The sequence below is a fragment of the Acinetobacter sp. C13 genome, assembly GCF_016809775.1.
Lineage (GTDB): Bacteria > Pseudomonadota > Gammaproteobacteria > Pseudomonadales > Moraxellaceae > Acinetobacter > Acinetobacter pittii.
Genome location: NZ_JAFBJL010000005.1, coordinates 205,026 through 228,150 on the forward strand (window position 1 = coordinate 205,026; position 23,125 = coordinate 228,150).

Sequence of the window (23,125 nt, forward strand, 5' to 3'; positions counted from 1 at the left end):
ATGTTTTTAAAAATGTATATTTTTAGCTATTTAAATGCTCAATTAATTGTGCCATCTTGTGTGGGTAGCAAATGGAAGCTAAATGGAGAAAAAATGGATTTGGATAACAAGAAAAATCATGTGAATCAATCAAAATGGGCAGAAAAATGTTCAATTAGATTGGTTATTAGCCTAAAGTCTAAAAAAGAATAATGAAATAACGATTTAATCATTCTATAAGATAAGAGAGTTGTGTAGGATTCGTTACAACATGAAGTTAAGGTAAAAATCTGTAAATCAAAGTATGTTTTTTTATGTCTTTGTTTATAGGTTTTAGTCTTGCACAACGTTGAAATTGGTTTTGGTTGCGGTAATAAAATTAATGTAACCAATGTGGAGGAGAGTTGATTTTTTAGCCCCTAATTTAATGGCGTAAATCAACTTGGCATGGATAGGCAACATAAAATATATTTTTAGGAGTTTTTGATGGATCTATTCCTTAATCGTAAATCTTTCGTTATTAAAAGTTTAGCTCTTACAGTTACAGCTTTAATGATGAGTGGGGCACATGCTGCGACTTCCGACAAAGCGGAAATTCAACAGCTTCGTAAAGAAGTTGAAGCGTTAAAAGCTTTAATTCAAGAACAACGTCAAGTTCAGCAACAACAACAGCAAGTACAGCAACAACAGCAAGTACAGTTAGCTGAAGTTAAGGCACAACCTCAAGCTGCTGCACCAGCTTCTCCATTAGCATCATTAAAATCTAAAACTGGTGCTGATGTGAATCTATATGGTTTTGTTCGTGGCGATGCTAACTATATTATCGAAGGTGCGGATGGTGACTTCGCTGATGTAAGTAAGTCTAATGGTGAAGCAAAAGATAAATTGCGTGCTACTGCTAAAACGACTCGTCTAGGTTTAGATTTTACTGCTCCTGTAAGCAATGCCAAAGTTGGTGGTAAAATTGAGTTGGACTTTGCAAGTGGTGACAATAACAAATCTGAAAACGTACGTATTCGTCATGCTTATTTAACTTATAACAACTGGCTATTTGGTCAAACAACGTCTAACTTCTTGGCGAGCCACGCACCAGAAATGATCGACTTTTCGACGAACATTGGTGGTGGTACAACACGTATTCCACAAGTACGTTATAACTATAAATTAGCTCCTGCGACTCAATTATTTGTTTCAGCTGAGGAAGGTAATAGTTCAGCAACAGGTGACTCAGTTAAATATAGATTACCTGTATTAACAGCTAAAATTACTCAAGGCTATGCTGGTGGTAATGGTAATGCTTCTGCTCGAGCTTTTGTTGAAAACTACAAATCAGGAAAGGGCGATGACCAGACTGGGTGGGGTGTTGCTGCAGGTACTGACTTTAAAGTAGCAGATCCTTTAAAACTCTTTGCTGATGCTTCTTATGTTGTAGGTAACAGTAACTACTTATATGGTAGTAATTCTGCTTATACTTTAGTTAATGATAATATTGAGCAAAATGAATTTGTAGCTGTACAAGTGGGTGGAACTTATAAGATTTTACCTAACCTACGTGCTACTTTAGCATACGGTGCTCAATTCGCTGATGATGGCACAGACTATGCTAAAGCATATACTGCGGGTAATGAAAAAGTTCAGCAAGCATGGCTCAACGTCATTTATACACCAGTTAAACCAATTGACTTAGGTATTGAATATGTCAATGGTAAACGCGAAACCTTTGCTGGTGATGATTACAAAGACAACCGTGTTGGTTTAATGGCTAAATATAGTTTCTAAAAACAATATTTAGTTAAAAGCTCAAAAGACGAGATTAAATCTAATCTCGTCTTTTTTTATATAAATTAAAAGAATCGGTACGCTTTAAAGCTTCTGAATTAGATCATTTTTTATTTAAGTCATTTTTAAGTTTCAATTTCTACATTAGAGCATCATAAAAAGATTGTAGTCACCCAAGATGCTGAATTTTTTTTCTACTTTAAAAAATAAACAGATTTCGCTGTTTATGTTTAATTTGATTATAGCCATTTGGTTAGGGGCAGTTCTAAATATTGGTTTTTATCACCAAGTACATCTTTTAACTCCATATTTTGGAATAAAGGCTATTCTATTTCTAGCTGCTACAGTAGTTATTGTGGTTGCTGCTTATTGTGCGATTTTACAGATTTTAAACTGGAAATGGACTGCTAAAATTTTGGCAATTTTACTGATCGTAATTGGTGGTTTTAGCTCTTATTTCGTCAATACATTAGGTGTAATTATCTCACCTGATCAGATTCAAAATATGATACAAACTGATGTCTCTGAAGTTTCTGATTTAATTTCATTGCGTTTCGGGCTTTGGACAGTTTTCTTTGTTGCTTTGCCGATTATTTTAATTACTCAAGTAAAGCTTAAACGAGAAAAAGTATCTTATTTATTGATGAAAAAGCTTGGTTCGATTGTAGCCTCATGTGCAATCGTGGGTATTTTACTATTTGTTTACTATGTTGATTTTGCATCTATTTTTCGTGAGCATCGTGATTTGAAAGGTATGATCTCACCACAAAATAGCATTTCTTCCTTAATGTCTTATTACCACAAAATGGCACCTAAGAAGAACTTGCCACTTATACATTATGGAGAAGATGCTCATCAAGTTCAGCAAGTACAAAGCAACTTGCCTAAATTAATGGTTCTCGTTGTTGGTGAGACAGCTCGTGCGGAAAGTTTTGCATTAAATGGTTATTCGAAAAATACGAATCCGGAACTTTCCAAACAAGATATTTTGAATTTTTCCCAAGTCAGCTCATGTGGTACAGCAACTGCTGTGTCGGTTCCATGTATGTTCTCTGGAATGCCTCGTGTTGACTACGATGAACAACTAGCAAGTCACCGTGAAGGTCTATTGGACATTGCTAAACGTGCGGGTTACCAAGTAACTTGGATTGATAATAACTCTGGCTGTAAGGGCACTTGTGATCGTGTTGAACAGTACAAAATACCAGAAAAGTTAAAGCAAAAATGGTGTAAAGATGGCGAATGCTATGACGATATTTTAATCGATAGCTTAAATGAGTATTTAGCGACTATTCCTAAAGAAGACACTCGTCCGCGACTCATTGTTTTACACCAAGTCGGAAGTCATGGTCCAGCCTATTACAAGCGTGCACCTGCCCAATATCAACCGTTTAAACCGACTTGTGATACTAATGCGATACAGGGTTGTTCTCAAACAGAGTTATTAAATAGTTATGATGACACAATTGTATATACAGACCATGTGTTAAGTCAGATCATTAATAACCTAAAAGAATTATCGAAATATCAAACAGGTTTATGGTATTTATCTGATCATGGTGAATCGACGGGTGAACATGGTTTATATTTACATGGTTCACCATATGCAATTGCACCGACCCAACAAACGCATGTACCAATGATAATGTGGTTTTCTGATAGCTGGAAACAACACAACCTTGCACAAGTGAGTTGTTTAGGCCAACAAACTAAAGAAAAGTTAAGTCAGGATAATTTATTCCCAAGCTTACTGAGTTTGTTAGGTGTAAAAACTCAGGTCATCAACCCTCAACTGGATATGCTGCACTCTTGTGCCCATGTGAATTAAAGCGAGCCTCGAACATGACAAAAATCTTGATGATTGAAGATGATTTTATGATTGCAGAGTCAACAATAACGTTGCTGCAATATCATCAATTTGAAGTGGAGTGGGTCAATAATGGCTTAGACGGTCTGGCTCAGTTGGCTAAAAATAAATTCGATTTAATTCTTTTGGACTTAGGGCTACCTATGATGGATGGCATGCAGGTCTTAAAGCAAATTCGCCAAAGAGCAGCAACTCCCGTCTTAATTATTTCAGCGCGAGATCAGTTACAAAACCGTGTTGATGGTTTAAACCATGGTGCAGATGATTACTTGATCAAACCATACGAGTTTGATGAATTACTTGCTCGTATTCATGCGCTATTACGCCGTAGTGGCGTAGAGGCTCAGCTTGCGAATCATGAGCAACTATTACAAAGTGGTGATCTGGTTTTAAATGTTGAACAACATATTGCAACGTTTAAAGGACAGCGTATTGATTTGTCTAATCGTGAATGGGCAATTCTGATTCCTTTAATGAGTCACCCAAATAAAATCTTTTCTAAAGCAAATCTTGAAGATAAGTTATATGATTTCGATAGTGATGTGACCAGTAATACGATTGAAGTATATGTGCATCACCTGAGAGCTAAACTCGGGAAAGACTTTATCCGAACTATTCGAGGATTGGGTTACCGTTTAGGGCAATCGTAACTTAATTTTGGAACTTCATAACAGTGCATTATTCATTAAAAAAACGACTGATTTGGGGCACCTCAATTTTCAGTGTCATCTTAGGTTGTATATTAATTTTTAGTGCGTATAAAGTTGCACTGCAAGAAGTTGATGAAATTTTAGATACCCAAATGCGTTATTTAGCTGAGCGAACAGCTGAATATCCATTAAAAACGGTAAGCAGTGAATTTGATTTTCATAAAACTTATCATGAAGAAGATCTATTTGTAGATATTTGGGCTTATAAAGATCAAGCCCATTTATCACACCATCTCCATTTATTGGTTCCACCTGTTGCACAAGCTGGGTTTTACTCACATAAAACCAGTAACGGCTTAATCCGTACCTATGTTTTACCGTTAAAGGATTACCAGATTCAGATTAGCCAGCAAGAAAAGGTTCGTGAGGCTTTTGCTTGGGAACTTGCAGGTAGTATGTTCATTCCATATTTGATTATCTTACCATTTGCGATTTTTGCTTTAGCTGCAATTATTCGTCGTGGGCTGAAGCCGATCGATGACTTTAAAAATGAACTGACCCATCGTGACTCAGAAGAGCTGACGCCTATTGAAGTTATAGATTATCCTCAAGAATTGTTACCCACAATTGATGAAATGAATCGACTTTTCGAGCGCATTTCTAAGGCACAAAATGAGCAGAAACAGTTCATTGCAGATGCAGCCCATGAACTTCGAACCCCTGTGACTGCTTTAAATTTACAAACTAAAATTTTAATTAGTCAATTTCCTGAGCAGGAATCGCTGCAAAATTTGAGTAAAGGATTAGCGCGTATTCAGCACTTGGTGACACAGCTTTTAGCGCTAGCTAAGCAGGATGTATCTTTAAGTGTGATTGAACCGACGAGGGCTTTTCAGCTTAATGATGTCGCTTTAAATTGTGTTGAGCAGCTTGTTAATTTAGCTATGCAAAAAGAAATCGATTTAGGGTTTGTTCGTAATGAACCAATTGAAATGCATAGTGTTGAACCAACAGTTCATTCAATTATTTTTAACTTAATTGATAACGCAATCAAATACACGCCTCATGAAGGGATGATTAATATTTCTGTTTTCACTGCTACAGATGGCGATGCGTGTATACAAATTGAAGATAGCGGCGCGGGGATCGACCCAGAACATTATGATAAAGTTCTAAAGCGTTTTTATCGTGTACATCATCATCTTGAAGTGGGGAGTGGTTTAGGTCTATCCATTGTTGACCGAGCAACTCAACGTTTAGGTGGGACTTTGACACTAGACAGAAGTTTAGAGCTTGGTGGACTTTCGGTCTTGGTTAAACTTCCAAAGATTTTACATGTTCACGAAACAAGGACTTGAGTTAGACAAGTTCTTGTTTGATTCGTTTTTCAAACTCAAAGCGGCGAATACAAACGGCATAAAATAAGATATTTACCGCCCAAATGACCCAACCAGTCCATAAATTATGACTCAGGAAATGTGCTCCACGCATCATTTGTGCCCATCCCATCATAAAGCCTAATAAAATGCCTGAAATGAGATAAAAATAGGCACGTTTGGGTTGTTCGAGACGATAAACAAAATAACCTGTCATTAAAATAAAACCGGCGCTTGCATGTCCACCCGGAAAGCAATGCCCATGTTTCGCAGTAAAGTCCCAAATATAGCTACCTAAGCTGTTAGGGTGAATCATATTCCAAGGACAGGCATGAGCAGATTGTGATTTTAAGAGACCAACCAGTGCGCTGCCAACCATGCTCACAAAAAACATATAGCCATATTGCCAGCGATAAAGCTTTAATTTCTCAACTTTAAATGATGCAAGCCATAGACCCAAAAAGATGACATAAATGCCAGTAATGATCTGCTTTACAATCTCATGATTAAGTCTTTCCAGATACCAATTGTCTCGATTGAAAAAATGACCTGTTGAATCAATCCAAGGTTGGATGAGGTACATATCAATTTTCCCACCCACTGGAAAAACGATTAAAAGCAGAAAAAAACTGAAAAACAGAAGAATGATATTAATCTGGAAAAATTGTTTTTGTTGATTCATGCCATGCAACATCAATTAGATTGTGAGTAAAGGCATTACATAAAATAAAACTTAAATTGCTCTTAAACTAAATTTAATTTCGTGACCAAAATGATGAGTGAGTGTATCCATTCACAACCTGTTGAGCATAAGAAGTTTAAAGTTTTTGCAAACTATTTGAATAGTAATAAACAAGGAACAGGTTTTGTGAATGGAAATGGTTTTGGTTACTTTTGCCGAAACAAAAGTAACGTAATTGACTGATGTTATTTGCTATTACAGAAGAAAAGACTCTGTCGTGCCTACACAGAATTAAAACATACCTTCTTCAGAGTTTGCCGAAATTTTATGAATAGACAAATCTGCACCACGAAACTCATCTTCTTGAGATAAACGAATGCCAATGGTCGCTTTAAGTAAACCGTAAACAATAAAGCCGCCAGCAAGCGCAATAGCGATCGCGAGCGCTGTTCCGATGAGTTGAGAGATGAATGAGACACCTCCTAAGCCACCAAGCCATTGTTGACCAAATAAACCTACTGCAATACCACCGAATGCGCCGCATACGCCGTGTAAAGGCCACACACCTAACACATCATCAACTTTAAGTTTGTTTTGAGTATAGGTGAATAGATACACAAACATGGCACCCGCTGCACCACCAATAACAAGTGCACTGATTGGATGAACAATGTCAGAGCCTGCACAGATTGCCACTAAACCAGCAAGTGGACCGTTGTGTAAGAAACCCGGGTCATTTTTCCCAATCGCATTGGCTGTAATTGTACCGCCAACCATTGCCATGAGCGAGTTAATCGCAACTAACCCAGAAATAGCATCAACACGCTGCGCACTCATCACATTAAAGCCAAACCAGCCAACAATTAAAATCCATGAGCCAAGCGCTAAAAATGGAATAGAAGAAGGTGGATGAGCACTTACACGACCATCTTTCTTATAACGACCAGAACGTGCACCCAATAAAATCACAGCAGCAAGTGCAATCCAACCGCCCATGGCATGAACTACGACTGAACCCGCAAAGTCGTGAAACGCTGCGCCAAAGGTTGCTTCTAACCACTTTTGCAGACCGTAGTTGCTATTCCAGACCATACCTTCGAAAAATGGATATACCAGCGCAACTAAAGCGAGTGTGGCAATTGCTTGTGAACGCATTTTTGCACGTTCAGCAATACCACCCGAAATAATGGCAGGAATTGCCGCAGCAAAAGTGAGTAAAAAGAAGCAACGCATAAGGTTATAGCCATGATCACTTGATAAAACTGTACCATCATGGAAGAAGTGCTGGCCATAAGAGATGTAGTAGCCAACAAAGAAATATGCGATTGCAGAAAGGGCAAAGTCAGTCAGAATTTTACTAAGTGCGTTCACCTGATTTTTGTGGCGAACCGTACCAAGTTCCAAGAATGCAAAACCTGCGTGCATGGCAAGAACCAAAACAGCACCAAGTAATAAGAAAAATAGATCTACATTTTGCATAGCATGCTCGAAAAAAGTGCTAAATTCCATTTTGGAACAAATCTGGGTCTGTAAATTGCACCAAAATAGATTTAAGGAATCTAAAAACCTAAGTTTGTCGAAACAAACTTAATTGCATAAAAGTGAATATGCAATAAGCGCACCAATTTGGATTAAATAAGTGGTTTTTGGCGATAAATGGTGCGTTGATCTGGTTAAGATAGGGCAGTTTTGGCGCTTTTTACGTTAAAAATCATCTAATGAGCTTATAAAATGACCTGAAAAAGTTCGTTATCAAGGTTTAAAAAGACTCGCTCATATTCAATTAATGATTTGACCAAACCTCTTGAGCAACTTCAATAAATGCTTTCACAGCAGGACTCATATGCTTTTTATTTTTGACTGCAAGGCCAATTGAGCGTTTAAGGTTCGGTTTAAATGGGCGTTTAACTATGTTTGGATAAAGCGAGAGTAACTCTTTGGTGAGCACCATATCAGAGACAATCGAAATCCCTAACTGGTTATGGACCATGCTGACGATACTTAGAATTTGTGAAACATAAAATTTGATGTCTGGTTTCACATTAAAGTTTTTTAAAATTAATTCGACCTGATGTCGACTGCCAGCCATTGTCATAATAAATGGGCAATTTTCTAGCTGTGCTGGATCAATATAGAGTTGCTGCGCGAGCGGGTAACCACTCGGAATTAGGGCCACAAAACGATCTTCAATTAAGGGAAATGTATCGAATCGCTCATCTGGCATAATCAAAAAACCAACTTCTATGCGCCTTTCTAATAACCACTGAGCAACTTCTTTATCTTCACCTTCATCAATATAAATTTCGATTTTTGGGTAACGCTGCCGAAAGGCTTCTAAAATTTCAGGCAATAGATAAATAGATGATGAAGCCCCAAAAGAACCAATACGTAATGTTCCTTCGTTTAAACCGTGGATGGCCGCCACTTCTTTTTCTAATGTATTGGAAATACTCAATAATTCTTTTACATGAGTAAGAAGCTGCTGACCTGTGGTGGTGAGTTCAATATCACTTTGGGTTCTTGAAATCAGGTTAATACCCCATTGTTGTTCTAATGATTTAAGCGCATGAGAAACTGCCGACTGTGAAATTCCCAGCTTTTCTGCTGTAGCAGTAAAGCTTTTTAGTTCAGCAATGAGTGCGAAAATTTCAAGCTGGGTAAATGTCATGTTGTATTTGTTATGAGTAAAAACTCATTTTATCATGAGTTTTCATTATCTTTAATATATGAGTAAGTCAAGGTTATTGCCAAACAGCAAACCTCCACAAAACTCGAGTAAAGAAATGAATAGTATTGTTTTATCTCTTTTTCCCTTAGTTGCATTAATTGCATCGGGATACTTATTTAAAAAATATCGCTTTTTTAGCGATGAGTTTTGGGCTGGGGCAGAGAAGCTTAATTACTATATTTTATTTCCAGCTTTGCTTTTTAGTACGCTATCGACCGCGAAAATTGATTTACAAAGCTTGAGTACAGCCATTATTGCGATGGTGATTGTAGTTTTGGCAGTAACTGCATTTTTATATATCCTCCGAATATTTTGGCAGATACCACCTGCACGTTTTGGTGTGCACGTACAAAGTATGGTTCGCTTTAATACCTATATTGGTTTGGCTTTAGTCACTTCGCTTTTTAAAAGTGAAGGAATGGCAATACTGGCAATTTTATTGGCGCTTTGCATTCCGCTTGTGAACGTTATTTCAGTACTTGCATTAACTTCTAAAGAACACATGGCAATTAAACCTATTTTAATTGCACTGCTTAAAAACCCTTTAATTGCATCGTGTGTGGTCGGGGCGGTAGTCAATGCGCTTCATATTCCTATTTGGGAAGGATTTACTCAGTTTATTAAGCTTTTTTCAGTGTCGAGTTTGCCGTTAGGTTTGTTATGTGTTGGCGCAGCTTTACAGTTTATGCAAATTAAAAAAGACATTGTGGTATTGGCGGCAGACACGTTTGCACGACTTTTAGCAGTACCTGCTTTGGCTTACGCGGTCTGCATGTGGTTTGGTTTGCCAAGCTTACAAACTCAAATTCTAGTTATTTTCTTTGCGCTACCGACTGCTTCAGCTTCATACATTTTAACCAAAGTTTTGGGTGGCGATAGTCAGCTTATGGCAGCTGTGATTAGCTTTCAAACTCTATGTGCTGCCGTGACTTTGCCACTGGTGATTTGGTGGATTTCTTAAGATATAAATTTTAGGCCTCTTAACACTTAAAGAATGCTTGGCTACCTTCCTCATCTGATTATTGATACACTTTTTCTTTTTCAGGTGGATGAGTATGTCCTTTGATCTCAAAGTGAGCTTGCAGCAAAGGTCTGAACCGTCTGCACAGCAGAAAAAACTGAATCGCCTGATTAATAAAATAGAACAGCAAAAAGTTAGCCTAAGCACATGGCAAAATGCGCAAGCCGAGATTCAACAGCACATTCGGCAAAAATTGATGCCTGTGTATAACGATTTACATACAGTGCTATTTCAGCAGTTAGAGCAACTCTGGAATATGTTGCATAGCCATGAGTTTTCTAAAGCACATATGCAACAACTAGATGAAAAAATTGCCCAGCTTGCACAAATGTTGAAGCGCTCCAAAATGCTGTCTGCTGAACAATTGGATTTAGTGAAGCAGATTGATACCTTTTATGAGCAACATGGGGTTGAATTGGCAAAAAAGAATAAGAAAGCTCAGTCAATAAAATCTGAATATGAAGAAAGTGCTGAGCAAGGTGTAGAGTTAGAAGAAGACTTTGAAAAGTACGCTGCCGAGCAACAACAAGCGCGGGAACAAGCCAAACAGCAAAGACAGCAACAAAAACGTGAACAAGCTGAGCAAATGGCAGCGCAGTCGTTGAAAACGGTTTATTTAAAAATTGCCGCGATGATTCACCCAGACCGTGAGCAAGATGAAACCAAAAAACAGGAAAAAACTGAGTTGTTCCAACAGGCTAGTCAGGCCTACGAAAAGCAGGACTTGTTCTATTTACTCAAACTCCAGTTACAGCTTGAACAGAATAAAGGGTTAGGTGCTAAAGAACTCTCTGCTGAGCAGTTACGGTTTTATAAACTGGCTTTGGATACACAAAGTCAGCAGCTTGAAAGTCAAATTGCTGAGATTTTGGATTCTTTTCAGTTAGCAAAAAATGTAAAAGCAGAGAATGTGCATATTAGTGATGTTTATAAAGCTGTCGATGCTGATTGTACTGAGCTAAAGCAGCAGTTGAAGTGGGAGAAAGAACGTTTAAAGTATATGAAAAAAGTGAGTGGGGTGGAGATGTTGTTGGGGCATGGGATTTTATAAGCCTCTTCTTAGCCTTTTACTAAAAGGAAATGGATGAAATTAGGGTTGTAAAAAAAGAATTAAGCTGATAGTAATAATTTTATTAAATTAATAAGTTAGTAGATTCATGAGTGAATGGAATACGTTTTTAGAAAATATAAAATTAGCCGAAGAACAATTGGGGAATCCTTCTGAAATTTGGTATAGAGGACAATCAAAGTGTGAGTGGACTTTACAGCCAAGTTTAATAAGAACTGAGAATTGGGAGACAAAGGAAAAACTATTATTTGATGAATTCAAACGTTTATCAGTAGGTGTATTTGAGAAGAGATCAAATGATTGGGATACATTATTTGATATGCAACATTACTGGATACCAACACGATTACTAGATTGGACAACCGTTTTAGGGGTTGCGCTGGCCTTTATTTTACATTCAGATTATTCAAATGACACAGATAGCGCTATTTATGTTTTAGATCCTTTAGCATTAAATCGTTTGAGTGGGCGTCAAGAAATTATTGGTTTACCAGAAGATGCTTCTTTTGATTATAAAAAGACGTATTGGGAAAATAGACCTGTAAAAATTGAAAAGCCTTTAGCAATTCAGCCTAATTATATTAGTGATAGATTGAAAGCTCAGGCAGGTAGATTCACTGTATTTGGAACTGTAGATGGTAATTTTGAAAAAACAGCGATGGAATGTTTTCAGAAAGTTATTTTACCTGCGAGTGCAAAAGCAGAAGCAAGAATATTTTTGAAGTGGGCAAATTTGAATGAATTTACTATTTATCCAGATATGGTAGGTATCGCTAACCATATTAAAACCAAAATTCTATAGGTGTTTTCATGAAGCTCGACAAAAAAGACCGTTTATTATTAATTAATCAATATAAAATACTAGCTAAATTAGAGGAGTCTGATTCAAGTTATTATAAGGAATTGATACAGGTCCTTGAAAATGGCTATGAAATTTTTTATTCATTATTAGATCAATGGATTGATAGTGAAATGCCCGAGGATGAAAGTCGTTTTGTGCTTAATATCTTAGATTTGTATAGAGCTATTGAAGATCTAAAAAGGAAGAGTAAAGACCAAAGGCTTTTAGATCACCTATATGGAACATTCATGGGCTTTGATGGAAATAATGAATCGGAATATCTTGGTTTTGCAAGATTTTTAATTGAGATTCAAGGGAAGTATCAAGAACAAAAAACTTATTTTTATCAAAATGATCACTTAAATAGTCATTGCCGTATGATTAATAAATATAGAAAAATGCTTGAATTGTCAGGGCAAGAAAATATTTGGCAAATGGATGTTGAAACAGCCTTAAAAATCTTAGACGCATAAAAAATCCCCTCACTAAGAGGGGATTTTTTTTGAATCAAATTACTGTTTAAAGCGCAGCAATTTGCTCCATATTCGCTTTAACTTTCTCTAACTGAGCAGCAAACTCAGCAAGCTTCGCTTTTTCACCTTCAACAACAGCCGCTGGTGCTTTAGATACAAAGCCTTCGTTTGCAAGTTTGCCCGCGATTTGGTCGTGTTGCTTTTGGATTTTATCTAAATCTTTTTGCAAACGAGCAAGTTCTGCTTTAGGGTCAATTAAGCCTTTCATTGGTACAAATACCGATGCATGGCTTACAACGCTAGAGCAAGACAAAGGTGGCTCTTGGTCTTTATTCAAGAACTCAATGCTTTCAACTTTAGCTAATGCTTTGAACAATGCTTCAATACGAATGATTTGTTCACGTTCAGCGTCAGACGTGTTTTGAAGCAATACTGGCAACAAGCGCGCATTACCTAAGCCTAACTCACCACGGATGTTACGTACGGCACCAATCAAACCTTGAAGCCATTGCATATCTGCTTCAGCTTGTTCATTAATTTTTGCTTGCTCCGGAATAGGGTATTGAGCAGTCATAATCGTTGGGCCACCTTGACCAAGCATTGGTGCAAGAGTCTGCCAAATTTCTTCTGTCAAATACGGCATTAATGGATGAGCCAGACGTAATGAAGCTTCCATCACTGCAAGCAATACACGGCGTACTTCAGCTTTACGCTCTTCTGAAACTTCTGCATCGTTTAGAACTGGTTTAGTTAACTCAACGTACCAGTCACAGTATTCATTCCAGATAAAGTCGTAAATCGCTTGAGCAGCAAGGTCTAAACGGTACGTTGCAAATGCTTGGTGTACAGCAGCTTCAGCTTTTTGTAGACGGCTGATGATCCATTGTTCTGGAAGTTCCCAAAGATCAGGGCGGGCCTCTTGACCAACAGTTTGACCTTCAACATTCATCAGAACGAAACGAGTCGCGTTCCAGATTTTGTTACAGAAGTTACGGTAGCCTTCAACACGTTTTAAGTCGAACTTAATATCACGACCAGTGTTTGCAAGTGCACAGAACGTGAAACGAACTGCGTCAGTACCGTAAGCATTAATACCTTCTGGGAACTCTTTGCGCGTTGATTTTTCAATCTTCGCTGCATCTTTCGGGTTCATGAGGCCAGTCGTACGTTTTGCAACTAAGCTTTCTAAATCAATACCGTCAATCAAGTCTAATGGGTCAAGTACGTTACCTTTAGACTTCGACATTTTTTGACCTTCACCATCACGCACCAAGCCGTGAACGTAAACAGTCTTAAATGGAACTTGAGATGAACCATCTTCATTTTTCATGAAGTGTAGGGTCATCATGATCATGCGGGCAACCCAGAAGAAAATGATGTCAAAACCAGTCACCAACACATCTGTTGGGTGGAAGGTTTTTAAGAAATCATTTGCTGCATCTTTTTGTGCGTCGCCAGTCCAACCTAAAGTTGAGAATGTCCAAAGTGCAGATGAGAACCATGTATCAAGAACGTCTTCGTCTTGTTTAAGTTCAACGTCAGCCGCGATGTTATTTTTCGCACGTACTTCTTCTTCATTACGGCCAACATAGATGTTGCCATTTGCATCGTACCAAGCTGGAATACGGTGACCCCACCAAAGCTGACGTGAAATACACCAGTCTTGAATGTCACGCATCCACGCCATGTACATGTTGCTGTACTGCTCTGGAACAAACTTAATACGGCCATCTTGAACTGCTTCAATTGCAGGCTCAGCAAGCGGAGCAATTTTTACATACCATTGATCAGTCAGTAACGGCTCAATGATCACACCTGAACGGTCGCCACGTGGCGCTTTTAAGTCATACGGTTGGATTTGATCTAACCAGCCTTCAGCTTCAGCTTGAGCAACTAATTTTTTACGTGCTTCAAAACGCTCTAAACCAGCATAGTCCGCAGGTGCAGTAATCGTTTTAGAAATTTGTTCGCCAGCTTTTGCAATATATTCAAACTCACCTAAAACTTCGGCGTTTTTGTTGAAGATATTAATGATTGGTAAGCTATTGCGTTTACCTAGGTCATAGTCATTGAAGTCATGAGCAGGCGTGATTTTTACACACCCAGTACCGAAGTCTTTTTCAACGTAGTCGTCGGCAACGATCGGAATTAAACGACCAGTAATTGGCAATACGATGTTTTTACCAACAAGGTGTGCATAACGCTCATCTTCAGGATGAACAGCAACCGCAGTATCACCCAGTAAAGTTTCTGGACGAGTTGTTGCAACCACTAAATAGTTTTTGCCGTCTTGAGTTTTAACTGATTTGTCTTCAAAGAAATATTTAAAATGCCAAAGTGAGCCTTTTTCTTCTTTGCTTTCTACTTCAAGGTCAGAAAGAGCTGTTTGAAGTTTAGGGTCCCAGTTTACTAGGCGCTTACCACGGTAAATTAAGCCGTCTTCGTGCAAACGAACGAATACTTCTTTAACTGCGTTTGATAAACCTTCGTCCATCGTGAAGCGTTCACGTGACCAGTCTACCGAAGAACCTAAACGACGGATTTGTTTCGTAATTGTGCCGCCAGATTGTTCTTTCCATTCCCAAACTTTTTCGATGAACTTTTCACGGCCTAAGTCGTGACGAGTTACACCTTGTAAGCCAAGTTGACGCTCAACAACCATTTGAGTTGCAATACCAGCATGGTCTGTACCCGGTTGCCACAACGTGTTTTTACCCATCATGCGGTTATAACGGGTGAGGGCATCCATAATGGCATTGTTAAAGCCATGGCCCATGTGCAAACTACCAGTGACGTTTGGTGGTGGAATCATGATACAGAATGATTCACCGTGACCAGAAGGTTTGAAGTAACCTTGTTCTTCCCACGTTTTGTACCACTTCTTTTCGATCTCGGTTGGATCGTATGTGGTTGCAATATTTTGAGCGGTTTGAGCGTCAGTCATAGTAGCTTAGATCGAATATGCATAAAAAATTGCATCTATTGTAGCAAAAAAATGCCTCGAAATTAATGTGCTGAAAACAGATAAACGGTTTTGTATTTTTTTCAAAAAACGGTAGATTTATGAAAGATGGATCACAATTTAATCGTGTGGCGACACGGCACAAAAATTACAAAAGAATTGAAAAAGGATGCTGCTGATGAGTTATGAAGTTTTTTTGAAAATTTCCGATTCGACTTATACACAATTCGAGGCTATTCGGCAAAAACTGCATGATGGGGTAAGCCAAAGTCAGGCAAAACCTTTAGGCGATGTACTCTCTGATCTTTCTTGTGAAATTATTGAGCAGGTTTTTTCTGTGCTTTTACAGTCAGGAAATGCAAGCATGTCTCCAAAACAACAAGCTGAGTCTGAAAAAGTTATTCAGCAAGTTTTAGAGACTTTTCGAAAATACATGCCTTGGTCGGTTTCATTCTTTGGAAATGAACGTCTCTTACCCTTAGTTGACTACATGACATCTCTCATGAAAGAGCAAGGGCAGCAAGTTTATATTACCTATCCGGTCACGCTTCAACTCGTGCAACAAGCCGAAACTCTTACTCAGCAAATTCGTGACGGTAATATGCAAAGCATTACGGCTGCATTTGAAACACTCATACAAATTGTGGATTTAGGCGTAACAAGCCTAGTACGTGAACCTAAAAAGCGTTTAAAATTTAATTTGGTTGTCGATAAAACTCTTAACGGAGTCATCAACATGACGACGCATTTGGGCTATAAACGTTTGGAAAAGTTAGGGACACAGGTCGATCAGACCACAGCAACTCATTATATCAACCACTTTTTGGCCTTCATGCACCAAGCAGCATAATTTAAAAAGATAATAGGAACATCACATGGCCAAACTTGATACTTTGCAAAATAAAGTGGTATGGATTACGGGCGCATCTTCTGGTTTGGGTAAGGCCTTAGCAGGGGAATTGGCTTTACAAGGCGCAAAACTGATTTTGACCTCGCGTCGTTTTGAAGAATTAGAAGAGGTTCGGGTTGGCTTATTAAATCCCGATCATCATTTGTCTGTGGTCGCAGATATTACTGATGAAAAGCAGGTTCAAGAGGCTTACAAGCAGATTTTAAAGGCGAAAGGCCGTATTGACTGGCTCATCAATAATGCAGGTTTGAGTCAACGTGCTTTAATTAAAGACACGACAATGGCAACCGAACGCGCCATCATGGAAGTCGATTATTTCTCACAAGTCGCACTCACCAAAACCGTCCTACCGACCATGCTAAAACAAAAGTCTGGCCGAGTTGTATTTGTGTCGAGTGTAGCGGGTTTATTGGGTACACAGTACCGTGCAAGCTACTCGGCTGCTAAAGCAGCGATTCACATGTGGGCAAATAGTTTACGTGCTGAGGTCTCAGATCAAGGTGTCGAAGTTTCAGTTATTTTCCCTGGTTTCGTAAAAACTAATGTTTCTTTTAATGCACTCAATGGCGCAGGGCAACCTCAAGGCCATCAAGATGAAGCAATTGAAAATGGTTTAGAGGCAGATGTTTTTGCAGAGCAAGCTGTAAAAGCTTTAGTACAGGGGCAAGAATATATTGTTGTGGGTGGGGCTAAAGAAAAACTAGGTGTGATGGTTTCTCGGATGTCACCAAAACTTCTTTATAAAATGATTCGGAAAACAAAAGTAAAATAAAAAAGTGATTTTGCCGTGCTAAATTGGTGAAAAACCCGCATAGAAGGTTCACCATGGATCAGGATTATCACCGTATTTTAGAAGTCGTCACGCGTTTTCAATTGGTCTTTGACCAGAAAAATTGGGACGCTTTTGATGAGTTGTTGGCAGATCAACTTGAGGTGGACTATTTCCAGTTTAGAGGAGAACCATTATGTGTGGTGTCTTGTCATGAATATAAAGGTTCTCGGCAGCAAGCCTTGTCCCATTTACGACTACAGCACAATTTAAGTAATCCTCTGGTTCGGATTGAACAAGATCAAGCATGGCTAGAATGTAATTATCAAATTTATCGTTTTTCAGAAAATGATTATTTTCATTCTTTTGGTCGTTATTATTTTACTTTGGCGAAACAACAAGACCGTTGGAAAATTACCCGAATTTGCCAACATTTAACTAAAAATATTGGCAACCCACGTATTCATTTTTCTGAGGTTGGGCAGTATTAATCTTTAACTGCTGTTCCATAAGCAAAAACTTCGACCATTCCGCCTTGCATTCCGAGTTCGGTTGTACTCAGCCGAACTCCCATAATATGGTTAGCTCCTGCGGTATGGGCTTGTTGTTTTAAGCGAACAATGGCTTCACGGCGAGCACGCTCAACAATACTTTCATAACTGGTCAGTCTTCCGCCCAAAACATTTTTTATAGATGCCAATACATATTTAAAGTAATCATGAGAAATCACAACATTACTGCTAATAAAGTGGCCTAGCTGATCACTCGTTGCAAAACGATTGGTATCAATTCTGATATGGGCAAATTGTTGCTCTTTTTCTAGAAGTTCATTCAAATGTTTTCGTTCAATATGGCGGCCAAAAGCCCAACCAATGCTGAAAAGAATGAGAAAAATAACAAGCTGAAAAATAAGATTGTCCATTTTCTACCTATGCATTAAATGGATCGGGTAGATGAGGTGCTTGAGGCTGCACAACCACTGCTGTGCCATACACAAATAACTCAGAAGCACCTTGTGCAATATTGGAAGTTGAAAAGCGAATACCCACAATTGCATTCGCACCAAGTTGTTGGGCTTTTACAATCATACGCTGCATGGCTTCTTGGCGAGATTCTTCTAATAATTCGGTATAACCCGTAAGTTCACCACCCACAATATTTTTTAAACTCGCCATCAGGTCACGGCCAACATGCTTACTACGAACGGTACTTCCGTAAACAACATCTAGCTGCTTTACAATCTGGTGGCCTGGAACACTTTCTAAATTACTCAATAACATTGTTTTTTATCAATCTAAATTCTTAAGGTTTCAAGATAAAAAATATTCAGATGAGTTGCAATAAAAAAGCCCACCGAAGTGAGCTTTTGTGAATAAGTTATTAAAAACTTATTGCTTTTTAAGTTCAGCACTAGATGGTTGATTAACCACTGTATCTGAAGTATTTGCTTTTAAACCACCACCTAGAGTTTTGTATAACTCGATTTGGTTGTTTAAGTTTGCTTGTTGAAGCAATAACAAACCTTGTTCTGCTGAATAAGATGAGCGCTGTGCATCAAGAACCGTCAAGTAACTATCAATACCGGCACGGAAGCGGGCATTTGAAAGTGTGTAGTTGCGGTTAGTTGCTTCTACTAGACGTTGTTGAGCTGTTAAACGCTCACCAATGTTGGCACGAGTTGCAAGCGCGTCATTAACTTCGCGGAACGCAGACTGAACTGATTTTTCATAATCAGACAATGCAATTTTCTGATCAGTTTCAGAAATTTTCACATTGGCACGACGAGTGCCCCAGTCAAAGATTGGTAAGTCTAAGCTTGGTCCAATTGACCATACAAAACCACCAGACTTAAATAGATCACTTAAGTCAGTTGATGCATAACCTGCAGAACCCGTTAAGCTAATGGTTGGGAATAAACGTGCTTTTGCAGCACCGATATTCGCACCGGCAGCGCTTAAGTTATATTCAGCAGCTTTTACATCTGGACGGTTGTTAAGCAAGTCGCTTGGTAAACCCGCTGTAAATACATTTTGTTGAGTAATGCGTTTTACAGGTTGGGTTGGCAACAAGTTTTGTGGAACTGATTGACCAACTAACAAGTTCAACAAGTTTTGTGCTTGAGCAATCTGCGTTTTGTAGTTTGCTACATCATTACGCGCAGTTTCTACAGAAATCTGTGCCTGACGTAGTGGAACTTCACTGTCGATGCCCACATCAAAACGTTTTTTGTTGAGATTGTAAGAATCTTGCTGTGCTTTAAGCGTTTGCTCTGCAAGTCTTAAATTCGCTGTTGCGAAAGAATAGTTCAACCACGCTTGAGCCACTTGACTGATTAGACTGATTTGAGTCGAATCACGTGCGCTTTGCGTTGAAAGATAACTATCTAATGCAGCATCTTTTAAGCTACGTACACGGCCCCAAAAATCAAGCTCATAGGCAGTTACACCCAGACCTACTTGATAAGTAGAGTAGGGGTTATTCGGATCACGGCTTTGAGAAACCTGACGAATTGCACTACCACTTGCTCCGATTGTTGGAAGCTGATTGTTCTGTGTAATTCGATATTGCTGTTGAGCACGTTCGATATTGAGCGTTGCTGTACGTAAGTCGCGGTTGTTGGCAAGTGCCAAATCAATCACTCCGAGCAAACGAGGATCGCTAAAGAACTGTTTGTAACCCTGTTCAGCAATAGACGTACCAGAAGCGCTATATGCATAGCTTTGTGGAATATCGGTTTTCACAACTGGTTCTGGGCCGCGCATGCTTTGACAAGCTGCCAAAGCAAGCGCAAGTGCAGATACCGCAATGCTACGACCTGAAATAGACCATACGTTTTGCATCACGATTTATGCTCCTGAGTGTTTATGGTTTTTGGTTTGTACTTAAAGATACTACGAATCCACACATAGAATACAGGGATAAAGAAGATACCTAAGAACGTTGCACTGAGTACGCCACCAAGTACACCGTAACCAACAGAGTGTTGACTTCCTGCACCTGCGCCTGTTGAAAGGGCAAGCGGAAGTACACCGAAACCGAAGGCAAGCGTAGTCATGATAATTGGACGTAAACGCATTTTTGCAGCATGTAAAGTTGCTTCAATCAGGTCTTCACCTTTTTCCTGCAGCTCTTTTGCGAATTCAACAATCAAGATCGCATTTTTTGCAGAAAGACCGATTACCGCGATCATAGCTACCTGGAAGTAAATGTTATTTGAGAGATTTGGATCTCCTTTAATAATCATACCCAAGTAAGTTAATACGATTGCACCAATAATACCGAGTGGTACCACAAGTAAAACCGAGAACGGAATAGACCAGCTTTCATACAATGCAGCCAAGCAAAGGAAAACGATTAACAATGAAAGCGCATATAAGAATGGAGCTTGAGCACCAGACTCACGTTCTTCAAGTGATAAACCTGTCCATTCATAGTCGAAACCTTGTAAGCCCATAGATGGTAACTTAGCAATAATTTCTTCCATCGCTTTCATTGAGTCACCAGAGCTCACGCCAGGTGCAGGTGTACCTTGAATGTTAACCGATGACACGCCGTTATAACGTTCAAGACGTGGAGAACCATATGTCCATTCGCCAGTAGCAAATGCAGAGAACGGTACCATTTCGCCTTTGTTATTACGTACATACCACTTGTTTAAGTCTTCAGGCATCATACGGCTACCAGCATCACCTTGAACATAAACTTTTTTCACACGCCCACGGTCAACGAAGTCGTTAATGTATGAGCCACCCCATGCAATACGCATTGTATTGTTAATTTCGGCAATACTCACACCCATCGCTCCAGCTTGAGCTTGGTCTACATTAATTTGATACTGAGGTGTATCTTCTTGACCATTAGGGCGAACACCCACAAGACGTTTATCTTGTGCAGCCAAACCTAAGATCGTATTACGTGCGGCAATAAGTTTCTCATGGCCTTGACCACTTGAATCTTTAAGTTGCAAGTTGAATCCGGCTGTTACACCGAGTTCAGGCATTGCTGGAAGCTGTAAAGGCATGATGTAAGATGCGTCTTTAACGATCATGTTCAATGCCATACCACGCTGAATCAATGCACCAATTTGAGTTTCTGGTGAAGTACGTTCACTCCAGTCTTTCAATTTAACGAAGCCGATACCAGCATTTTGACCCACACCTGTGAATGAGAAGCCCGAAACGGTGAAAATAGATTCCACAGTATCTTTTTCATTCATGAAGAAGTTTGTCATGGTGTCAATCACTTTACCTGTACGGTCAAGCGTTGCATTTGGCGGTAATTGAACAAGTGTCATTACCACACCCTGATCTTCTTCTGGTAAGAATGAAGATGGGAGTTTTTGGAACAAGAACACTAATAAAGCAATAACTACAGCGTAAAGCACGCCAGAGAAGATTTTGCCCTTAAGCATGCGGTTAACACCATTTTGGTAGCTATGCGACATGCGGTCAAAACCATTGTTAAAGCCTCTAAAGAAACGAGCAAAAATATTATTGCTTGGTGCTTTGTTAGGATCATGCTGTTTTAAAATGGTTGCACAAAGTGCCGGTGTAAATGTTAACGCTACAATTAACGATAGAACCATTGCTGTTACAAGGGTAATCGAGAACTGACGGTAAATTACACCAGTTGTACCACCAAAGAATGCCATTGGTACGAATACGGCTGTTAATACGCTTGTAATACCAATTAACGCGCCAGAAATCTGTTGCATTGATCGTGACGTCGCCGTGACCGGATCGGTATGCTCTTCACTCATAACACGTTCGACGTTTTCGACCACAACGATGGCGTCATCGACCAGAAGACCAATTGCCAATACCATGGCGAACATGGTTAAGGTGTTAATTGAGAAGCCAAAGATATTAATAACAGCAAATGTACCTAACACAACAACAGGTACAGCAAGTGTTGGAATAATCGTTGCGCGCCAGTTCTGTAAGAACAAGAACATCACAATGAATACTAAAACTACCGCTTCAATTAATGTGTGTACAACACTTTCAATTGAAAGACGAATAAATGGAGTCGTGTCATAAGCTAGTTTATCTGCAAGACCTGTTGGATAGTTCTTACGTAATTCAGATAAACGTTGTTCGACAGCTTCTGCGGTATCAAGTGCGTTGGCACCAGTTGCAATTTTAATTGCAAGACCACCAGCAGGTTTACCATTAAACTTCGAGTCAAACTGATAGTTATCAGAGCCTAATTCTACACGCGCAACATCTTTTAAACGAACCTCAGCACCAGATGCTGTGTTCTTTAAGAAGATATTTTTAAACTGTTCAGGTGTTTGCAGCAAACTTTGCGCATTCACTGTTGCGTTAAGCACTTGACCTTGTACAGCTGGTGCACCACCTAATTGACCTACTGCCACTTGTGAGTTTTGCGCTTGTAAAGCTGTCGCAATATCACTAGGAGTAAGTTGATAACTGGTTAACTTAGCTGGATCAAGCCAGATACGCATTGCGTATGAACCACCAAAGACCTGTACCTCACCCACACCAGCAACACGGCTAAGCGGTTCTTTAATTGATGAGTTTACGTAGTCTTTAATGTCCGAGTCAGAAAGGCTGTTATCTGGTGAGTAGAATGCAATAACTTGCAAGAAGCTTGCACCAGATTTAGTTACTGTTACACCTTGACGCTGTACATCTTCAGGTAAAAGCGCAGTTGCAGATTGCAATTTGTTTTGAACCTGAACCTGTGCAATATCTGGATCAATACCTTGTTCAAAGTTTAATTGAATAGAGGCCTGACCGTTACCAGCACTGTTAGATGAAATGTAGCGTAAACCATCTAGACCATTCATTTGTTGTTCAATGATCTGGGTTACAGTGTTTTCAACAGTCTCAGCAGATGCACCAGGATAAGTTGCAGCAATTGTAACTGTCGGTGGTGCAATCGTCGGATACTGTGCAATAGGCATTTTTGTTAGCGTGAGAATACCTGCCAACATAATGACTAATGCAATCACCCACGCAAAAATGGGGCGATGAATAAAAAATTGTGCCATTCA

At 39.2% G+C, this 23,125-nt stretch carries 21 protein-coding genes; 13 read left to right on the forward strand and 8 right to left on the reverse strand.

The features are described from left to right. The 5 genes from JGE69_RS14970 (at nucleotide 1) to JGE69_RS14990 (ending at nucleotide 5,633) form a co-directional block, all read left to right on the forward strand. Nucleotides 1-192 (forward strand): hypothetical protein, encoded by a 192-nt coding sequence (locus JGE69_RS14970; protein WP_014207513.1) that lies wholly within the window; start codon nucleotides 1-3, stop codon nucleotides 190-192. A gap of 273 nt (nucleotides 193-465) precedes the next feature. Further along, entirely contained in the window at nucleotides 466-1,758 is a 1,293-nt protein-coding gene (locus tag JGE69_RS14975) for a DcaP family trimeric outer membrane transporter (RefSeq protein WP_002116353.1), read from the forward strand. A gap of 178 nt (nucleotides 1,759-1,936) precedes the next feature. Beyond that, nucleotides 1,937-3,586, forward strand: a complete 1,650-nt coding sequence (locus JGE69_RS14980) for a phosphoethanolamine transferase (RefSeq protein ID WP_199113953.1) — start codon at nucleotides 1,937-1,939, stop codon at nucleotides 3,584-3,586. 14 nt (nucleotides 3,587-3,600) lie between these two features. Continuing rightward, nucleotides 3,601-4,275 carry a DNA-binding response regulator PmrA gene (locus tag JGE69_RS14985; RefSeq protein WP_002116411.1) on the forward strand — a complete coding sequence of 225 codons (675 nt, stop codon included), beginning with the start codon at nucleotides 3,601-3,603 and terminating at the stop codon, nucleotides 4,273-4,275. Between the two features lie 23 nt (nucleotides 4,276-4,298). Then, nucleotides 4,299-5,633, forward strand: coding sequence for a sensor histidine kinase (locus tag JGE69_RS14990; RefSeq protein WP_199113955.1), 1,335 nt, complete (start codon nucleotides 4,299-4,301; stop codon nucleotides 5,631-5,633). 1 nt (nucleotide 5,634) lies between these two features. On the opposite strand, the gene JGE69_RS14995 is transcribed toward JGE69_RS14990, so the two are convergent. Next, nucleotides 5,635-6,345, reverse strand: a complete 711-nt coding sequence (locus tag JGE69_RS14995; RefSeq protein ID WP_082188533.1) for a phosphatase PAP2 family protein — start codon at nucleotides 6,343-6,345, stop codon at nucleotides 5,635-5,637. 69 nt (nucleotides 6,346-6,414) lie between these two features. On the opposite strand from JGE69_RS14995, the gene JGE69_RS15000 reads away from it, so the two are divergent. After that, on the forward strand, nucleotides 6,415-6,576 hold the full coding sequence (locus tag JGE69_RS15000) for a hypothetical protein (protein ID WP_104075282.1): 162 nt from the start codon (nucleotides 6,415-6,417) through the stop codon (nucleotides 6,574-6,576). A 48-nt stretch (nucleotides 6,577-6,624) separates the two neighbouring features. Here JGE69_RS15000 and JGE69_RS15005 read toward each other — a convergent pair whose 3' ends face one another. Continuing rightward, the gene (locus tag JGE69_RS15005; protein ID WP_199113957.1) at nucleotides 6,625-7,812 is read right to left on the reverse strand and encodes an ammonium transporter; all 1,188 of its coding nucleotides are present in this window, start codon (nucleotides 7,810-7,812) and stop codon (nucleotides 6,625-6,627) included. 304 nt (nucleotides 7,813-8,116) lie between these two features. Next, nucleotides 8,117-9,001 (reverse strand): LysR family transcriptional regulator, encoded by an 885-nt coding sequence (locus tag JGE69_RS15010; protein WP_199113959.1) that lies wholly within the window; start codon nucleotides 8,999-9,001, stop codon nucleotides 8,117-8,119. Between the two features lie 115 nt (nucleotides 9,002-9,116). Between JGE69_RS15010 and JGE69_RS15015 the strand changes: the two genes are divergently transcribed. From JGE69_RS15015 to JGE69_RS15030, 4 genes are all read left to right on the forward strand, one after another. Beyond that, nucleotides 9,117-10,022: an AEC family transporter gene (locus tag JGE69_RS15015; protein WP_199113961.1), complete on the forward strand. Its 906-nt coding sequence runs from the start codon at nucleotides 9,117-9,119 to the stop codon at nucleotides 10,020-10,022. A 94-nt stretch (nucleotides 10,023-10,116) separates the two neighbouring features. Next, nucleotides 10,117-11,133 carry a molecular chaperone DnaJ gene (locus tag JGE69_RS15020; protein WP_199113963.1) on the forward strand — a complete coding sequence of 339 codons (1,017 nt, stop codon included), beginning with the start codon at nucleotides 10,117-10,119 and terminating at the stop codon, nucleotides 11,131-11,133. 106 nt (nucleotides 11,134-11,239) lie between these two features. Then, nucleotides 11,240-11,953 (forward strand): FRG domain-containing protein, encoded by a 714-nt coding sequence (locus JGE69_RS15025; protein ID WP_199113965.1) that lies wholly within the window; start codon nucleotides 11,240-11,242, stop codon nucleotides 11,951-11,953. Between the two features lie 8 nt (nucleotides 11,954-11,961). Then, complete coding sequence (locus JGE69_RS15030) at nucleotides 11,962-12,465, forward strand: YfbU family protein (protein ID WP_199113967.1); 504 nt, start codon at nucleotides 11,962-11,964, stop codon at nucleotides 12,463-12,465. A gap of 46 nt (nucleotides 12,466-12,511) precedes the next feature. Here the strand turns inward: JGE69_RS15030 and JGE69_RS15035 are convergent, their stop codons facing one another. Further along, nucleotides 12,512-15,409, reverse strand: a complete 2,898-nt coding sequence (locus tag JGE69_RS15035) for a valine--tRNA ligase (protein WP_199113969.1) — start codon at nucleotides 15,407-15,409, stop codon at nucleotides 12,512-12,514. Nucleotides 15,410-15,605: 196 nt separating this feature from the next. Between JGE69_RS15035 and JGE69_RS15040 the strand changes: the two genes are divergently transcribed. The 3 genes from JGE69_RS15040 to JGE69_RS15050 are packed head-to-tail and all read left to right on the forward strand — an operon-like array spanning nucleotide 15,606 to nucleotide 17,597. Then, entirely contained in the window at nucleotides 15,606-16,277 is a 672-nt protein-coding gene (locus tag JGE69_RS15040; RefSeq protein WP_032005364.1) for a hypothetical protein, read from the forward strand. 25 nt (nucleotides 16,278-16,302) lie between these two features. Then, nucleotides 16,303-17,109, forward strand: coding sequence for an SDR family NAD(P)-dependent oxidoreductase (locus tag JGE69_RS15045; RefSeq protein ID WP_057077447.1), 807 nt, complete (start codon nucleotides 16,303-16,305; stop codon nucleotides 17,107-17,109). Nucleotides 17,110-17,162: 53 nt separating this feature from the next. Further along, on the forward strand, nucleotides 17,163-17,597 hold the full coding sequence (locus JGE69_RS15050; RefSeq protein WP_005064505.1) for a nuclear transport factor 2 family protein: 435 nt from the start codon (nucleotides 17,163-17,165) through the stop codon (nucleotides 17,595-17,597). Here the strand turns inward: JGE69_RS15050 and JGE69_RS15055 are convergent. The 4 genes from JGE69_RS15055 to adeJ form a co-directional block, all read right to left on the reverse strand. Continuing rightward, on the reverse strand, nucleotides 17,594-18,028 hold the full coding sequence (locus JGE69_RS15055) for a YbjQ family protein (protein WP_016143192.1): 435 nt from the start codon (nucleotides 18,026-18,028) through the stop codon (nucleotides 17,594-17,596). The genes JGE69_RS15050 and JGE69_RS15055 overlap by 4 nt on opposite strands. Before the next feature lie 7 nt (nucleotides 18,029-18,035). Continuing rightward, nucleotides 18,036-18,386, reverse strand: coding sequence for a YbjQ family protein (locus JGE69_RS15060; RefSeq protein ID WP_002116377.1), 351 nt, complete (start codon nucleotides 18,384-18,386; stop codon nucleotides 18,036-18,038). 108 nt (nucleotides 18,387-18,494) lie between these two features. Next, complete coding sequence (gene adeK / locus JGE69_RS15065; RefSeq protein WP_032056635.1) at nucleotides 18,495-19,946, reverse strand: multidrug efflux RND transporter outer membrane channel subunit AdeK; 1,452 nt, start codon at nucleotides 19,944-19,946, stop codon at nucleotides 18,495-18,497. Continuing rightward, nucleotides 19,946-23,122 (reverse strand): multidrug efflux RND transporter permease subunit AdeJ, encoded by a 3,177-nt coding sequence (gene adeJ / locus JGE69_RS15070; protein ID WP_064785318.1) that lies wholly within the window; start codon nucleotides 23,120-23,122, stop codon nucleotides 19,946-19,948. The genes adeK and adeJ overlap by 1 nt, the downstream gene beginning before the upstream one ends. Nucleotides 23,123-23,125: the final 3 nt, after the last annotated feature.